Below are 16,773 nucleotides of genomic sequence, written 5' to 3'. Positions count from 1 at the left end.
GCATCTATGCGAGACGCCCATAACGTGCAGTGACAGGATTGGCTGGATTGGCTTGATTATTCAGCCAAGCCCACATTTGATCGCCAACAGAAAAATGCCACCACTCTCTGGGATTGCGTTGAAAGCCGGCTTTTAACATTACATCTTGCAATAGCTGACGGTGAGCATGATACTGTTGTGCTTCTGGGTCGTCATTATTGGCATAATAATCGGGATGCGATCGCTCTGACATTTCATCAATTGGCGAACCCATATTTATTATTTGCCCACTATCATCTACCAGCGTCACATCCACCGCCGCGCCTGTACTGTGAGGAGGTGGAGTTTTTTCATCTAAACTTGGTACAGCCCAAATTGCATAAACCGCTTCCCAAATTTCTTGGCGTTGGTTTGGGGATAATTCCACCTTAGTCAGTCCTCTATCCTGCACTGCTTGGGCGAAGCTGTAATCTACCATAAACTGCTGAACTGCGATCGGGCGATAGGCATCAAAAATTTGGATACGCCAGTTAGGATGCAGGAGATTAAGATAATTTTGCGCTTGGATTAAATTTTCAATTACACTTTGACGGAGATAATAAGGGGAGCGATCGCCATAAGGCGCACCTAATTTTTCATAAGGATGGGGAGATTCCACCGCAAATAATTCTAAAGGAATCGCCATTAGCGGTTCACCACACTCGAAAATTGGGATTTGATGATAAGGTCTCATTACGAATTATTTTAATGCTCAATCAAAACCAAACACCCTTATTAGATGCCTTAAAAGCCAATGCAGCAAGACCTCATGTGCCTTTTTACACCCCAGGACATAAGCTAGGTAAGGGAATTTCTCAACCCTTAGCTGATTTATTTGGTAAAGCCGTGTTTCGCGCTGATTTAACTGAATTAGCAGATTTAGATAATCTCTTTGCACCCCAAGGCGTTATTCAAGAAGCGCAACAACTGGCGGCTGAAGCATTTGGCGCTTCGCAAACATGGTTCCTTGTCAATGGTTCTACCTGTGGGATTGAAGCGGCAATTCTCGCTACCTGCGGCACAGGCGATAAAATTATTTTGCCTCGCAATGTGCATTCTTCTGCGATCGCAGGTTTAATTCTCTCAGGTGCTATACCAATTTTTCTCAATCCTGAATATGACCCAGTTTTAGATATTGCCCACAGTATTACACCTGAAGCTGTGCAAGCTGCACTACAAAAGCATCCCGATGTTAAAGCCGTGTTGACAGTTTATCCAACATATTACGGCGTTTGTGGAGATTTGAGTGCGATCGCCAATATCACACATCAATACAATATTCCTCTACTCGTAGATGAGGCACATGGCGCACACTTTGCCTTTCATCCAGAATTACCCACTCCAGCTTTAGCCGCAGGTGCCGATTTAACTGTACAATCCATCCACAAAGTACTTGGTGCAATGACACAAGCATCGATGCTGCACGTCCAAGGTAATAGGATAGATTGCGATCGCATCAGTAAAGCTTTGCAGCTAGTACAATCTACCAGTCCTAGTTATTTACTTTTAGCTTCTTTAGATGCAGCGCGTCAGCAAATGGCACTCCACGGAAAAATGCTGATGTCTCGCACTTTGCAACTTGCTGACGAAGCTAGAACCCGAATCAGCCAAATTCCTGGATTATCTGTCTTACAGATTCTTAACCCCCCTTCTCAAGCAGGGTTGGGGGGATCTTCTTCTATAGGTGGGCTGAGAGGATATCCCAGCTTTATAGCTTTAGACAAAACGCGATTAACTGTCACTGTTTCTGGTTTAGGTTTAACCGGATTTGAGGCAGATGAAATTCTTGATGAAAAATTAGATGTAACCGCTGAATTTGCCTCACTGGAACATCTCACTTTTATCATTAGTTTGGGCAACACCACAGATGATATTGAGCAACTGGTGCAAGGTTTTACCACTCTTGCCGAAAAATATCGTCGAACCAATTTGACTATTAAAAGCCATCTGTGGCAGGGTCTTTTCACTACACAGACTCACGCTTTATATTGTTCTCCCCGTGAAGCCTTTTTTGCTATTAGTGAAATACTACCTTTGACACAGACCAATAAACGCATCTGTAGCGAAATTGTCTGTCCCTATCCTCCAGGAATTCCCTTATTAATGCCGGGAGAAGTTATCACAAAATTCATCCTTGATTACCTGCAACAAATCCAGACAATGGGGGGATTTATTAGTGGTTGTGCTGATACTAGTCTAAAAACTTTGAAAGTTGTGAAATAACATCCTAACTCCTTTTCTTAACTTCACACCATTGGCATGATGCCCACACTACATGATTGAATAATTTATCGAACAGAATTCTTTCTTGATTCAGAATTCTGTTGGGTATTCTGTATTTGATTCTGACTCCTGAATTCTGAATTCTTTTTCATTTGTTGGAAGTTCCTAACTTGATTGATGTAGATTAAAATCCTAAATCTACAGCAATGCGATGGGCACAAGCAAACCCAGAAAAAGCTACTGCATTCAATCCTTGACCTGGAAAGGTGCTATCCCCAACACAATAAAGTCCTGGAATAGCTGTGCGATTAAATGGCATATTCAATAAACCCCACAACTTGCGCCGGGGAATTGGCCCATAAGTGCCATCTTTACGACCCAAAAAGCGCCGATGGGTGCGCGGTGTCCCCACCTCCAGATAATCCAATCCGGCATCTAAACCTGGAAAAATCTTCTCTAGGCGGTCAATAATTCGCCAAGCCGCTTCTTCTTTCTTCGCTTCGTACTCACTCACAGAAAGTTTTTGCCAATCATCAATCCAGTGAGGCGTGAAGGCGTGAATGATGTGATATCCATTTGGTGCTAAATCTGGGTCAAGCAATGTAGGAATCGAAACAAAAACCGTACCTTCTGCTGCTGTCATCTTTTCCCAATCTTCCAGCAAAATATGGTGACACTCTGTCCCCGCAGGTAAAACTGACTCCTTTACCCCGATGTGCAAACTCAAGAAGCTTGGAGATTTTTGATAATTTTGTTGCCACTTTTTCTCATTATGTGGCATTGCTTCTGCTGGTAGTAATTGTTCAAATGTATCCCAGCGTGTAGCATTAGAAACTATGCGTTTACCCCGATATTCTTCACCATTAGCCAGTTGTACACCTACTGCTTTTCCCTGTTCTATGAGAATTTTCGTAACTCTAGCTTGGTACTGAATCTTACCCCCAGCCTTCTCTAGACCTTCCACCAGTTTTTGGGCAATTTGTCCCACTCCGCCTTTGGGATAGTTAACTCCGCCATAATGCCTGTCAGAAAAGACCATCCCAGCATTAATCATTGGTGTCATATCTGATGGAACCACCGACCAGCAATAACATTCCATATCGATAAATTTCAATAATTGCGGGTCTTTGATGTAACGCCGTGCCACATCTCCGGCATTTTGGGGCAGGTACTTAGCTAAACCGAGACATGCCAAAGGATGGTGCAAAAAGACTCGTAGTAGATACCGAGGTTCTTCCAGCGACAGCAAATCCATGCTGTTGAGATACTTGAATACTTTTTGGCATTCGTCATAAAAGCGACGAATCCCCTGTTCTTCATGGGGAAAATGAGCAATAAGATTTTGCAAAAATTTTTCATAAACCCGGTCAACCTTCAAGTCTAAACCTTCGGGTAGATGATAGTGAATCTGCACCGGATCTGCGATCGCTTCTTGGCTGACATTTACAGTTGATAATGCACGGGTGAGTAAGTTAGTAGTACCATTCTCTCCCAGTCCAAAAATCATTGATGCCCCAACATCAAATCGATAGCCTTGGCGTTCAAAATAACCAGCGCTACCACCTGGAATCAAATAACGTTCCAGTACCAGCACTTTCGCTCCCTTCGCTGCTAACTGGGTCGCTGTTACTAACCCACCAATCCCAGACCCAATTACGATTGCGTCAATGGTCATTTGTCATTTGTCCTTTGTCATTTGTCCTACCCTACGGGAAGCCGCAGAAGCGTCTATGTTATTTGTCCTTTGTTATTTGTCCAGAGTCAATCAATATTTACTAATGACCAATGACCAATGACCAATGACTAATCAAAAAAAAAGAGGGACGAGCCTGCTGCTGCTGGCTAATCCCGTCTGCCGATCCTTAAAAGAGAGGAGAACACTGTATAACAATATAGCCTTGATTGAGAATTTATGTCAACTGCTAATGAAAAAGTTTATCAATAAAATTTAGAGTGTTAATTTTTAGCTGTCAGCCTAATGCAGGAAAGAGTATTATGGTGTTTCAGTTCTTATACAATAAAAAGGCGCTTGTTTCTGGCTATGACGCTACAATTGCGCGTTTATGTTCCACCCCATCCCCTGATCAAACACTGGCTAGCAGTTGCCCGTGATGCAGGCACACCTTCAGTATTATTTCGCAGTGCCATGACTGAGTTGGGAAGATGGCTAACTTATGAAGCTGCACGAGACTGGTTTCCGACCCAAGAAACAACGGTACAGACTCCTTTAGATATTTGTCCAGCAACGGTGATTGATCCGCAAGTGCCTATGGCAGTAGTACCGATTCTGCGGGCTGGACTAGGATTACTTGAGGGAGCGCAGACTTTATTACCTTTGGCATCGATTTATCACTTTGGCTTAGTGCGAGATGAAGAGACACTGCAATCTCATTGTTATCTGAACAAGTTACCAGAAAAGTTTGACCCCCAAACACGAGTGTTAATTACCGATCCAATGTTGGCAACAGGAGGGTCGATGATGACGACAATGGCAGAATTAACACAAAGGGGTGTAGATCCAAGCCTGACTCGGATTGTTTGTGTAGTAGCGGCTCCACCAGCTTTGCAAAAATTGAGTGAAGCTTATCCAGGTTTAATAATTTACACCGCCACTATTGACGAAAAACTGAATAACCAGGGGTATATTGTACCGGGATTGGGAGATGCAGGCGATCGCATTTTTGGGACTTAAGCTAGTATGCAGCTAGGGCAGGAAAGTAGCATAACTACTATAAAAGTTGCAAGGTTTGTTGAAGGCGGTAAAGATTATGAGTCAGCGAGATGGTTTTGGTAGTGGTTTTATAGCAGGGGCATTTGTCGGTGGCGTATTTGGCGGTGTTATCGGAGCATTGATTGCTTCTCGACGCGAGCCAGAATTGCTAGGTGAGGAGGAAATAGAACTGACAGATAGCCAAGCCGAAGCTAAGAGAATAGCAGCAAAGCGGCGTCAGATGAAAGCCTCAGAAAGCGAGAGCATCGGCATAGAAACGGCCAGGCGATCGCTAGAAGATAAAATTGCCCAGCTAAATGCCACAATTGATGAAGTGCGGAAGCAACTAGGAAATGTGAATGGCGGTGCATCCCAAGCAACCAGTGACCGTTCCCTCACTAAAGACTCCTGAAGTTTGTTCAGGCGTGGTGAAAGTGTCAAGTGTGGTAAACGTGAAATCCGCAAACAGCATGACATGGACTAAATTAAAATTAAAAGATAAGACCGCGTTTGACACTTAGTAGGAAACACAGCTATCCATGAGTTTACTGATTACGACACTAGTAACCTTTGTTACCTTTTATAGCTATTTGCTAATTATCCGGGTTTTGTTGACCTGGTTCCCGACAATCAACTGGTATAACCAGCCATTTGCCGCTTTAGCCCAGATAACCGACCCTTATCTAAATTTATTCCGCTCAATTATTCCCCCATTGGGCGGTATGGATTTTTCTCCGATTTTAGCTTTCTTAGCACTCAACTTAGCTGGAGAGTTTCTCAGAACCCTAACTCGTCTGCCATTCGTCCAGGGATTTTGATTAGTACCCCAATCAAAACTTTTGTAGAGACGCTTTCACAATTGGCGTCTCTACAATTTTTATAAGAAGAATTCAGAACTCAGGAGTCAGAATTCAGAATTCAGTATTAATTCTGTACGACTGAGTATTATATAAATACTGCTCAGGTTTTGGATTTTAAATTGGAATTTGTTTTTGGGAAAAAGGTTACTGAGTTTGAGTTAAAGGTTTTTTCTTTCCCTTTTCCCTACAAGTATTGAGTATTATATTATTATCTACGCACTTGGCCGCTAAACCCAGCAGCCTTGAACTGCTTTAGCTTCAAGGGAGTTGGCTGATTAGCAGGTACAGAAATTCTTAATTCAAAATCGCTGATGCCTGGTGGCACCTCAGTAATAGAACCTAAGCGAGTCCGGTTTTGCATCACCGAGTCATTATTAGCATCATAGATGCGTCCAAAAATATCTGCGTCGTAGACTGTTTTATTAGTGCCATTTTCTGCTTTGCCAATGACAATAAAACAATTGGCTGCTGCACTACCACTACTGATAACAGCCCCTTCTGCTAGTTCTGGTGGGCAATCTTTATAAGATACGTCAAATAGTTTAATCTGTGTCAGGGCTATAGCTGGGGGAATAATCACCCACGATAGAAAGGTGATCATACAGGAAATAAAAACGACTGTGAGTGAGCGCAACCGCATAAAAGACCCCGTGACTTAATCTAATAATTATTTAACTTATAACCTCAGCTTACCTGAATTTAAGTACAGGGTAATTGGAGACTTTAATTTAACCTTTGTAATAATTAGGGAAATAAACCCTCAATTGCTATTAAATTATGACTCCAGATGAGATTGAAGCAGCTATGCTCGCAGCTTTTAATCGTTGTGATGTCGCAAGCTGTCCTCTCACTGACGCGCAGAAACAGATATTACTGCAAGTGGTCGAGCAAATTCAGGGAAATTCTACCTCTGGGACGTCAAATATTGCTAATCCCTTAGACGAACTTACCCCAGAGGAGTTAGAAGCATTTTTACAGTTTGTTAAGAATGAAGAACAACGTAACCGCACTTGGAAAGTGCAATTACTCAACGACTGGTTGCTAGAAAATGACTCTGGAACAGTACAATTCATTCGCCAACGCTATGGTTTACAGTGGTTGAATCGTGTTGAGTCATGTCATTTTGAGAAGTATTATTATTTTGAGGATGCACTCAAGTTAAAAGTAGGCGATCGCATTGAAGTTTCCAATGCACTATGGGAATGGGTGCAAGAAGATGGCCCTTGTCAGCGCGAATGGTTTCCCTGTATGGTGATTCAGGTCGAAGAAATTAGCGATGACTCCTCTACTAATTGCGTCGTCCGCTTCTTTAACGGCGCTGAGTATGAAATTCAAGGCATCTACGAATGGAATCGTTATAACTGGCGCTGGCCTCAAAAATAGTAGTCTATAAATTCCTTGTAGAGACGGCGATTTATCGCGTCTCTCTAACCTCAATGAAATTATTGTTTGAACAACGCCCAAGCCAAAAACCTTTCGGTATGATACAACGCTAATTGATTGCTCACACCGTTGAAAACAGCATCAAAAGCGTGTTCTGCCCAAGGAATTTCTAGAAAAACCGCAGTATTACCAGAATCATGTAAACGTTGATACATCTTTCTGCCAAATCGTGCTTCTACCAAATGGTCGCGACTACCGTAAATTAATAAAGTTGGCGGTAAAGGATGCGTCAGGTAATTTATCGGTGAAGCAATTTGATACTGATTGGGTAATTCTTCTAAAGAACCACCGATAAATGCTTTTAAAACAGCACGGGTGTTAATAGGATCGGGATTTGGCGGTGTTTTGTATCCTCCAGGTAAGTTAACAGGCCCGTAATAGTTCACCACAGCACGGATGGGTGGTGCATCTGGTTGATAAGCCGCTAGCATTGCTAAATGCGCTCCCGCAGAACGCCCTAGAAGTACCATCCGTTCAGGATCGGCTTCATATTCGGCTGCATGTTGGCGAATAAAATTCAAGGCTGTACGCACATCATCTAACTGAGATGGAAACCGATATTGAGGTGCGTGTCGATAAGCGATCGCAAATACTGTATATCCATGATTAGCAATATACTGATTAAACTCAGAATTAGCGCCAGGATTGCCATATTGCCAAGCTCCACCATAAATTACGACCACTGCTGGATATTTCCCTACCTCTGAGGGTTGGTAAACTTCCATTTTTAAAGGCACTCCCGCAGGCGAAGCAAAGAGAATATCTTTTTGATGACGCGTTTTACCTAATGGAATACCCCGGAAGAAATTAACTAAGTCAAAGGGATGGATTTGCATCTTAGCCATTACTTGGACTGGAATTTGCTCTAGATAATTTGCTCCCAACCCTTGTTTCATCGCTTTAGCCATCTGCATTTGAGTTAGTGGGATATTCACTAGCACCGATCCACAAATTACCAATCCGATTAAACTGAAAATGCAAACTAAACGCTGTATTTTACGGCGACGGATGTAGAATAAAGAAAGCAATAAAAAGAGCAAATTTAATAATAATAACCAAGGACTGACTTCTGGCGCTCCCACTGCTAGCCTGAGTAAAAACATATTTGGGGCAGCAAGAATAATCCAAGAGCTAAGAAATAGACTTGTAAAACTTAGAAATAAGATAAGCCATGATAAAATTATTTTGGGTTTAGCAAACATAGATAAAGTGCGGGAATAAAGACTCCGAAGAAGTACAATTTATCCGCTAATGCTAAGGTTGGCAATAGTTCTATATTCTAAATGGCGATGAAAGCATAACTCATTGCTGTTGTATTTGCTTTTGTACCCAAAGACGAAAAGCTTTGAGCGTTGCATTTCTGCCTGCTGTTGTACTTTGCTCTAGATATTGGGGAATCGCTGCAATTAGTGGGAATAGAGGAAAATTTAAGCTTTGCTGAGATTCTACATAATGCCCATTTTGTAGAACATTAATTTGGAGCTTTCCTCGCTCAAAACGCCAAAGTTCGGGTACTTTTAGCGCTTCATAAATATTAGGATGAGTACGAGAAGTAATATCAATTTCTAGAGCTAAATCTGGAGGAGTATCTACTGCTAAATCTAGCTGCTTCTTGCCGCGAATCTTGGATTCATTTTTTATATAGAAACACTGGTCAGGTTCTATACCTTGAGCCATCGCTTGGTTTTTGAAAGTGCTAGAACCAAGGCATCTAAACTCGATATCTAATTCTTCCAGAAGCGCTTTGACTAAATCACCAATAATTTCTTTGTCAAATTCATGTTCTGGCAGTGGTGCCATAATCTCCAATATTCCCCTGTCATAAGCAATTCGTGCTGCCCGGTGTTCCCCTAAATCCTCTAGAATTGCTTCCAATTCCTGCCAGGTTACATCTCGCAGTAGCACTCTTTGTCCTGGTGGAATGTAGATGCGCTTTAATTCCAACAACATCATCTCCACTCCTAATAGCTCAAATCTAAATTTAGCTTACTCCAGTTGAACTGACGGGGCGACAATTTTTGCTACTTCATCGCTATGCTTGGATACGCCGCAGCTTGTCGTCGGATGTCGCCTACTCAAACAACCCCCTCATAGAAGTGTACACGGGGGCGATCGCTTTTACATTCCCATTCCCCATTCCCCACTCCCTCATTGTCTAGAGTGAAGAAAAAACCTCTGGAGTTCCCAGAGGTTTTGGTTCCTGATTTAGTTTCTATTTGTTACTACAATTTGTCCTCAGTCATTTCCCGATAATGCAGGAAATTATTTGATTTGAGTTGTTACTCAAGCACTTATGGCTCAATGCCGATTAACTGGAAATTTAGAAAAGGATACCTTGTAGATAGCGCAATAAGGTTCAATTAAGACTTTCTCCTCCCTAATAATTCTTAAAAAGGAAGGTATTAAACCTAAAATATACTGAGAATTAAGTGTTTAAATATACTTCTTACAAAAAACAATGAATGATCAACTCAAGTTAGAGCTAATTATTTGCAAACGCGTCTACACATATAAATATTCTATAGTAATCATAATTTTTTTAAAACTCAGTGGTCTTGTAGGATGCGTTCCGTGCTAACACACCCTACGTATAGTTCAAAAATAAAATACTAGTCCTATATTTCATTTTTGAACTATACGTAAGCTGGGCACTTGTCTTAAATCATATTTAACTATAGTTAAACTTTTAGACTCTAAACTCAATAACTATTGGCAATCTTTGACGCCAACCTAAATTATTTTCATACTATAGATAGATATCGATATAGGAAATTTGGCAGATAGTAATGGATGTGGTTTTATTACTAGGGACAGATGTAGATGTGGGATAAATTAAGAAAAATACTATTTTTTTAGTAAACGACAAGTAATGTATCCTAAAATTATTTATTGCGATAAGAAAATTTAAATTACCAATGATTATTTCAAAAGAAAATTTAATAACTAACCTTTTGCTTTTTTCAGTAAGAAAATTGTAAGATTTTGATAAAGATATTGTCAAGTTTTGATTATATTTTTTTGTTTATTGTAAAAACTATTGACTAAAGGTAGGATTGTTCTTAAATAAAGAAAAGTGGACTAAGGAAAAGATTAAGTAACTGTCGCTTCTCGATTGAACTTTTCTTTCAGATAGGTTCAAATTTATTACTACATACTGATGACAAACTAGCTAGTTTGTAAGATAGTCTAAGGACTAAATATTTACTCATACCTGACCTTTACTGTTTTTAGTTTCCAAGTCATTGAAAAAGATTCAAGCTCTTGTTGGTAATCAAAACTTAACCTACCTAAATATTAGGAGGTTAATCTATAAACCCGTATTGTATAATTCACTAAAATCATCCATATAAGGGCTACTCGAAGCCTCGAAAGTGTTTGCCTATTACCATCAATCAGGGGCAATGGTCTTAACCAAAACCATTATTTCACCGGGCTTCAGGACAGTCTGTCAACTTTTAGCGGTTATCAAGTGATTAGTTTACTAGTTTTAAGTATTTTTATTCCAAGTGAAGACCATTAAGGTCGAATTTTGATTTATTAAAATCTGACCGAATGAAGTGAATCCCTAAAATATCAGAATATTAGGGGAATAATACCTAGCGTTATTTGCACACCACGTCAATATTTAATCAACCTTCTAGGACTAATTAGTTTTGCAGTTGCATATCCTGGTGAACCAGGATTGAAAAAACAATTGCAAAAGACATATTTGCCCACATTTCACAGTTGGCGGCAACTGATAAAAATTATGTCAGAATACTCCAGTCAAGACAGAGCTTTTGAATGCTATGACATGCACGAGAGCAAATTTTTAACGCCTTTTCAACGGAAGGCACTGTTGAAAAATTTGCAAGCGAATTTACAGCCAGAATATCGGCGGCGGATTGAAATTATGCTGCTGGCGGATATGGGTAAATCTCAAAGTCAAATCTGTGAAATATTAAGTTGTTCTCAGGAAATGGCACGTTACTGGATTGGTGTGGCAGAGGCAGGTCTAGCGCACAAATGGAATGAGCGCCCAATCGGTAGACCTAAGACTGTTAACGATCAATACATTGAACGTTTGAAAGAATTGGTGAGTAATAGTCCGCGTGAATATGGTTATGCATTTACTTACTGGACAGCCCAATGGTTAAGCAAGCATTTAGCAAATGAATTTGGGATTGCAATTACCGATCGCCATGTTAACCGCTTGCTAAAAAAAATGGGACTTTCCACTAAGCGTAAAAATCCCTGTTTACAAGAAACTGACCTAAATAAGGATGCTGGCATTACGATTGGTGACTTGCAATCTAACTCCGAACCGAGTTTGCATTGGTCATTTAATCTGATTCAGACCAATAACTAAATTTATTTGTCATTTGTCATTTGTCATTTGACCAATGCCCAATGCTCCATGCCCAAATACTGTTTTGGAGGTCAGAAAATGCCATCAGCGTTTTCGCAGCAATATTTAGCTGAACAACTCACCCAAACCTTGGGTGAGTCGCTGTCAGACGGGGAACTTGACAGGTGTCTCAGAGGGCTGGAAATTGTCGAACCATCAGTAGCAAAGCAGTTTTGGCACGCAACTACAGCCCAGCCTGGAATTTATATTGTCCTGACTGGTAAAGTCAGACTGTTGGATAGCTCTAATAACTTAATTACTACTCTGTTATCTGGAGCATCATTTGGCGAATTGACTTTATTTCCAAGAGAGGAATTCAGTCCTTATGTTGCTAGGGCTTCGGTAAACTTACAGCTTTGCTATATCAACCAAGAGATTTTACAGGAGATTATTCGCACACATAGCAGCATCAGCGATCGCCTTTTAAGACGTGCAGAGGTTTGGGATTTGCTGTTGTTATGTTGCCAGAACTCCCTAATTGGGCGCAATGGCTCTGTGGAGGAGATGTTTAAAGCTTTATCTCTATTTGAGCGGCACAATCTGGAAAGTGGTTCCCTGAGTGCCAATCTCACTAGAGATATGAAGCTTTGGTTACTATATCGCGGAGAACTGCTGGATTCTAACGGGCGAAGATTGACACCTGGAAACATCTATGTGAGTCCCAAACAAGGAAGTTGGGAGGTAGCACAACCAGCGATCGCTTACAGTTTAAGCAATGCTGATTGGCAAACAGCATTACAGCATTGGCCCCAATTGGCAGAGTTAATAGATTTCCAAGAGAGATTGGGGACAGGGGACAGGGGACAGGGGACAGGGGACAGGGAACAGGGGACAGGGGACAGGGAACAGGGGACAGGGGACAGGGGATTAGGAAAGGCTTTTGACAATACCCAATCCCCAGTACCCAATCCCCAGTACCCAATCTCCAGTGTTGAGCCAAAACAAAGGAGACAACGGGCGTACTTTCCCAGCCCAACAGTCAGGGCTGGGCATTGGTTAGGACGCTTAACTAAACGGTATCCGTTCTTTGAACAACAAAGCGCCTCTGACTGTGGTGCAGCTTGTTTGGTGATGATTAGTCGCTATTGGGGTAAGCGCTTTAATGTCAACCGCATACGGGATTTAACCAACATCAGCCGTAGTGGGGCATCAATGCGGGGTTTAACAGCCGCCGCCGAAAATATCGGTTTTGCTACCCGTCCAGTGAAAGCCAGCTTTGATAAATTAGCCCAACAACCTTTACCTGCGATCGCTCACTGGGAGGGTAAGCACTACATTGTTGTCTATGAAGTCAATAAAAAACGTGTGATTGTTGGCGACCCCGCCATCGGTCAACGCACCCTTACCCCCAGCGAATTTAAAGTTGGTTGGACTGGTTATGCACTGTTATTACAACCTACAGACCTACTCAGAGAAACCGAGGAAGCGATTACACCATTTTGGCAGTTTTTTGATTTAGTTAAACCTCACTCGCAAGTGCTGCTAGAAGTGTTAATCGCTTCGATATTAATTCAGTTATTTGGATTAATTACACCCCTGTTTACTCAGTTGCTCTTAGATAGAGTAATTGTCCAAGGTAGTACCCTGACTTTAAACGCCATTGGTTTAGGGTTGCTGATTTTTGGTTTTTTTCGCGTTGCTCTCAGTGGACTGCGGCAATATCTCCTGGATCACACAGCAAATCGCTTGGGATTAACACTGATGGTAGGTTTTATTAAACATACCTTTCGTTTGCCCTTAGCATTTTTTGAGTCGCGGTACGTTGGCGATATTGTATCTCGCGTCCAAGAAAATCAAAAAATTCAGCGCTTTCTAACTGGAGAAGCACTATCAATTGGTTTGGATTTAATGACGGTGTTTGTCTATGTAGCATTGATGTTTTGGTATAGCTGGCAAATGGCATTATTCAGTTTAGCGATCGTGCCGCCTTTTGTATTACTAGCGTTCATAGCTACACCTTTCTTGCGCCGCATTAGCCGCGAAGTTTTTAATGCTTCAGCTAAAGAGAACAGTTATCTGATTCAATCCCTCACAGGTATTCGCTCAGTTCGCTCTATGGCAATTGAGCAAACAGTACGCTGGCATTGGGAAGAACTGCTGAATAATGTCATTAAAAAGACATTTAGTGGACAGATAATTAGTAACCAACTCCAAATTCTCAGTTCCAGTATCGAATCGCTAGTAACCACGGGATTACTTTGGTTTGGTGCATGGCAGGTAATTCAAAACCAATTGACAATTGGACAATTAGTAGCCTTCAATATGTTGTTGGGTAACGTTATTCGACCTTTCCAACGGCTGATTGTTCTGTGGAATCAATTACAAGAAGTGATTATTTCTACGGAGCGAATTAATGATGTTTTAGAAGCAGAGCCAGAAGAAGATTTACAACATCAGCCCCGCCAATTCTTAAGTATTCTACGTGGTCATATTTTATTTGAGAATGTGACTTTTCGCTATCACCCAGAAAGCGATATTAATGTGTTAGAAAATCTCAGTTTTGAAATCAAACCTGAGCAAACTATAGCAGTTGTGGGGCGTAGTGGTTCTGGCAAAACTACCCTTTCCAAATTGATTTTGGGACTATATCTGCCGACGGATGGCAAGGTATTGATTGATGGTCAAGATGTGACTAATATTGCCCTGCGATCGCTCCGTTCTCAAATTGGCGTTGTAGACCAAGATACATTTTTGTTTGGCGGTACAATCCGCGACAACATTAGCATTGCTCATCCAGAAGCTTCCCAAGAAGAAGTTATCGAAGCGGCGCGTCTAGCAGGAGCAGATGAGTTTATTAAGCAAATGCCAATGGGCTACGAAACCCAAATTGGTGAAGGTGGAGGTATGTTATCCGGTGGACAACGCCAACGCCTAGCGATCGCTCGTGCTTTGTTAGGAAACCCCAGCTTCTTAGTATTGGATGAGGCAACCAGTCACTTAGACGCTGAATCTGAGCGGATTATTCAGAATAACCTCAAAAAAATTCTCCAAGGACGCACAAGTTTAATCATTGCTCATCGTCTCTCTACTGTGCGTAATGCTGATTTGATTTTGGTTTTAGATCGGGGAATTTTAGTCGAAAGCGGTACTCACGATCAATTAATCACCAAAAAAGGTCATTATTTCTATCTCAATCAGCAACAACTAGCGCAAACAGGTTGAATGGGAATTGGGAATTGGGAATTGGGCATTGGGCATGGGGCATGGGACATGGGGCATGGGAATTAAGAGACAAGGACGAATAAAGACTTGTTCATCTCTCTTAAAGACTCATTAACGGAGCTAAAAGACTCATTCACGGAGTTCAGAACCTCAATCCCAATGCCCAATCATACCCAGCCAATGCCCAATTCCCAATGCCCCATGCCCAATGCCCCATGCCCAATTCCCCATGCCCAATGCCCCATGCCCAATTCCCAATCCCCAATTCTTATGCCAAACCCATCTAATAATTCATCATCTGCCTTTGCCATAGAAAAGCCGATTGAATTTCACCTGGCTGAAGACGCAAGTGCCATTATTGATCCTCAGACGCAGAAAACATCTGAAGAGAACGATTGGTTTTACGGCACCGAGGAACTGCTAGACGCCTTACCAAAAATCTGGACGCGCTCCATGTTGTATTTACTGGTGGGCTTTGCTGCAATCATCTTACCTTGGGCAATGCTTTCTAAAGTTGATGAAACAGGAAGTGCTAGAGGGCGAATGGAACCGGAAGGAGCAACCCAACAATTGGATAGTCCAGTGATTGGTAGCGTTACTGCTGTCAATGTCAAAGAAGGCGCAACCGTAAAAGCAGGAGAGGTTTTGGTTGAATTGGAGTCTGATGTGCTGCAAACAGAATTGCAGCAGGTGCAAACAAGATTAGAAGGTTTATTAAATCGGCGATCGCAACTCGATCTTCTCAAAAACCAAATTCTTTTGACAATTAATACCCAAGAGCAACAAAATAAATCCCAAGAATTGGAAAAAATTGCCCAAATTAGTCAGGCGCAGCAAAACCTCGATGCTAAACAGAGTACTTACAACTTACAACGACTGGAAAAACTGGCTCTAGTAGAACAGGCTAGCCAGAACATCAGTTCTACCCAGATTGCTCAGAAGTTAGCGAAGAGTCGTTTAAGGCGAGATTTTGCAGAAATTGCGCGTTATCGCAAACTTTTGCGGGTGGGTGCAATTCCCCAAACCAAACTTGTAGAACTGGAAAAAACAGCGGAAGAGAGCCAGCGCTTGCAAGAACAAACAAAATCTGATATCACACAAGCCCAGTTGCGCTTAAAAGAAGAAGTGAACCGCTATCAGTCGTTGATGAGTCAAGCTCAATCAGATATTCAGCTTTTCAAACTTCGCTTGCAAGAGCAGCAAAGTGGCTATCGCAGTGTAGTGCAAGCAGGTAGACTGGCGGTGCTGAGAAATCAGGAACAGCTTAAAGACTTACAAACACAAATTACTAACCTGCAATCAGAAATTGCTCAAACTGGAAGCCAGGTGACATCCTTGCAACTACAAATGCAACAACGAATAGTGCGATCGCCTATTGATGGGGTAATTTTTGAGTTACCTATCCAAAAACCAGGCTCAGTAGTCGAACCGGGACAGATGATTGCCCAAATTGCACCCAACAATACTCCCTTGATTTTAAAAGCGCAGATGCCCAGCCAACAGAGCGGTTTTTTGAAAGTGGGAATGCCAGTTAAAATCAAATTTGATGCTTATCCCTTCCAAGATTACGGGGTAGTGCAAGGGCGCGTTAGCTGGATTTCACCTAACTCGAAAGTTCAGACGACTAATCAAGGAAACATCGAAACTTATGAGTTGGAAATCTCCCTAGATCAACCCTATATCCAAAATGCCAACAGACATATTCCCCTAACAGCAGGTCAAACAGCAACCGCAGAGGTGATTATTCGTCAACGCCGGGTGATGGACTTTATCTTAGATCCGTTTAAGAAGTTGCAAGAAGGTGGTTTAGAGCTTTAGGAATGAGAATTAAATAACATCGACTTTTGTAGGTTGGGTTGAGGCACGAAGCATTGGTGTCAACTTAACGCAAAAACTATGTCCCGCAAGGAACTTAAGTTCCTTGCTAATAGCGAAAGTCATCTGAAGATGACTAGTACCGCAAGGCGGAA

General features: G+C 41.8%; 14 protein-coding genes. 9 read left to right on the top strand and 5 right to left on the bottom strand.

Annotation, left to right across the window (positions count from 1 at the left end; translation table 11 throughout):
- Positions 1–4: 4 nt before the first annotated feature.
- Entirely contained in the window at positions 5–712 is a 708-nt protein-coding gene (locus A4S05_RS14105) for a M15 family metallopeptidase (protein WP_069070462.1), read from the bottom strand.
- 14 nt (positions 713–726) lie between these two features.
- Between A4S05_RS14105 and A4S05_RS14100 the strand changes: the two genes are divergently transcribed.
- Positions 727–2,241 carry an aminotransferase class I/II-fold pyridoxal phosphate-dependent enzyme gene (locus A4S05_RS14100; protein ID WP_069070461.1) on the top strand — a complete coding sequence of 505 codons (1,515 nt, stop codon included), beginning with the start codon at positions 727–729 and terminating at the stop codon, positions 2,239–2,241.
- Positions 2,242–2,425: 184 nt separating this feature from the next.
- Here A4S05_RS14100 and crtH read toward each other — a convergent pair whose 3' ends face one another.
- Positions 2,426–3,916, bottom strand: coding sequence for a carotenoid isomerase (gene crtH / locus A4S05_RS14095; RefSeq protein WP_069070460.1), 1,491 nt, complete (start codon positions 3,914–3,916; stop codon positions 2,426–2,428).
- Positions 3,917–4,040: 124 nt separating this feature from the next.
- Here crtH and A4S05_RS41600 point away from each other — a divergent pair, with 124 nt between their 5' ends.
- From A4S05_RS41600 to A4S05_RS14080, 4 genes are all read left to right on the top strand, one after another.
- Positions 4,041–4,193 carry a hypothetical protein gene (locus A4S05_RS41600; protein ID WP_176727007.1) on the top strand — a complete coding sequence of 51 codons (153 nt, stop codon included), beginning with the start codon at positions 4,041–4,043 and terminating at the stop codon, positions 4,191–4,193.
- Positions 4,194–4,282: 89 nt separating this feature from the next.
- Positions 4,283–4,933, top strand: coding sequence for a uracil phosphoribosyltransferase (gene upp / locus A4S05_RS14090; RefSeq protein WP_069070459.1), 651 nt, complete (start codon positions 4,283–4,285; stop codon positions 4,931–4,933).
- A 76-nt stretch (positions 4,934–5,009) separates the two neighbouring features.
- Positions 5,010–5,363 carry a ssl2009 family thylakoid membrane protein gene (locus A4S05_RS14085; RefSeq protein WP_069070458.1) on the top strand — a complete coding sequence of 118 codons (354 nt, stop codon included), beginning with the start codon at positions 5,010–5,012 and terminating at the stop codon, positions 5,361–5,363.
- A 127-nt stretch (positions 5,364–5,490) separates the two neighbouring features.
- The gene (locus A4S05_RS14080; RefSeq protein ID WP_069070457.1) at positions 5,491–5,769 is read left to right on the top strand and encodes a YggT family protein; all 279 of its coding nucleotides are present in this window, start codon (positions 5,491–5,493) and stop codon (positions 5,767–5,769) included.
- Positions 5,770–6,019: 250 nt separating this feature from the next.
- Here the strand turns inward: A4S05_RS14080 and A4S05_RS14075 are convergent, their stop codons facing one another.
- Positions 6,020–6,451 (bottom strand): hypothetical protein, encoded by a 432-nt coding sequence (locus A4S05_RS14075; protein ID WP_069070456.1) that lies wholly within the window; start codon positions 6,449–6,451, stop codon positions 6,020–6,022.
- A 137-nt stretch (positions 6,452–6,588) separates the two neighbouring features.
- On the opposite strand from A4S05_RS14075, the gene A4S05_RS14070 reads away from it, so the two are divergent.
- Positions 6,589–7,194: a hypothetical protein gene (locus tag A4S05_RS14070; protein ID WP_069070455.1), complete on the top strand. Its 606-nt coding sequence runs from the start codon at positions 6,589–6,591 to the stop codon at positions 7,192–7,194.
- Positions 7,195–7,253: 59 nt separating this feature from the next.
- Here the strand turns inward: A4S05_RS14070 and A4S05_RS14065 are convergent, their stop codons facing one another.
- Positions 7,254–8,456 (bottom strand): alpha/beta hydrolase, encoded by a 1,203-nt coding sequence (locus tag A4S05_RS14065; protein WP_069070454.1) that lies wholly within the window; start codon positions 8,454–8,456, stop codon positions 7,254–7,256.
- 100 nt (positions 8,457–8,556) lie between these two features.
- Entirely contained in the window at positions 8,557–9,204 is a 648-nt protein-coding gene (locus tag A4S05_RS14060; RefSeq protein WP_069070453.1) for a Uma2 family endonuclease, read from the bottom strand.
- 1,798 nt (positions 9,205–11,002) lie between these two features.
- Here A4S05_RS14060 and A4S05_RS14055 point away from each other — a divergent pair.
- From A4S05_RS14055 to A4S05_RS14045, 3 genes are all read left to right on the top strand, one after another.
- Entirely contained in the window at positions 11,003–11,602 is a 600-nt protein-coding gene (locus A4S05_RS14055; RefSeq protein WP_069070474.1) for a helix-turn-helix domain-containing protein, read from the top strand.
- A gap of 78 nt (positions 11,603–11,680) precedes the next feature.
- Positions 11,681–14,803, top strand: coding sequence for a peptidase domain-containing ABC transporter (locus tag A4S05_RS14050; protein WP_069070452.1), 3,123 nt, complete (start codon positions 11,681–11,683; stop codon positions 14,801–14,803).
- 270 nt (positions 14,804–15,073) lie between these two features.
- Positions 15,074–16,621, top strand: a complete 1,548-nt coding sequence (locus A4S05_RS14045; protein WP_069070473.1) for a beta-barrel domain-containing protein — start codon at positions 15,074–15,076, stop codon at positions 16,619–16,621.
- Positions 16,622–16,773: the final 152 nt, after the last annotated feature.

The sequence above is a fragment of the Nostoc sp. KVJ20 genome (assembly GCF_001712795.1).
In the GTDB taxonomy this organism is placed as follows: domain Bacteria; phylum Cyanobacteriota; class Cyanobacteriia; order Cyanobacteriales; family Nostocaceae; genus Nostoc.
This window is presented reverse-complemented; position numbering and strand designations above follow the sequence as displayed.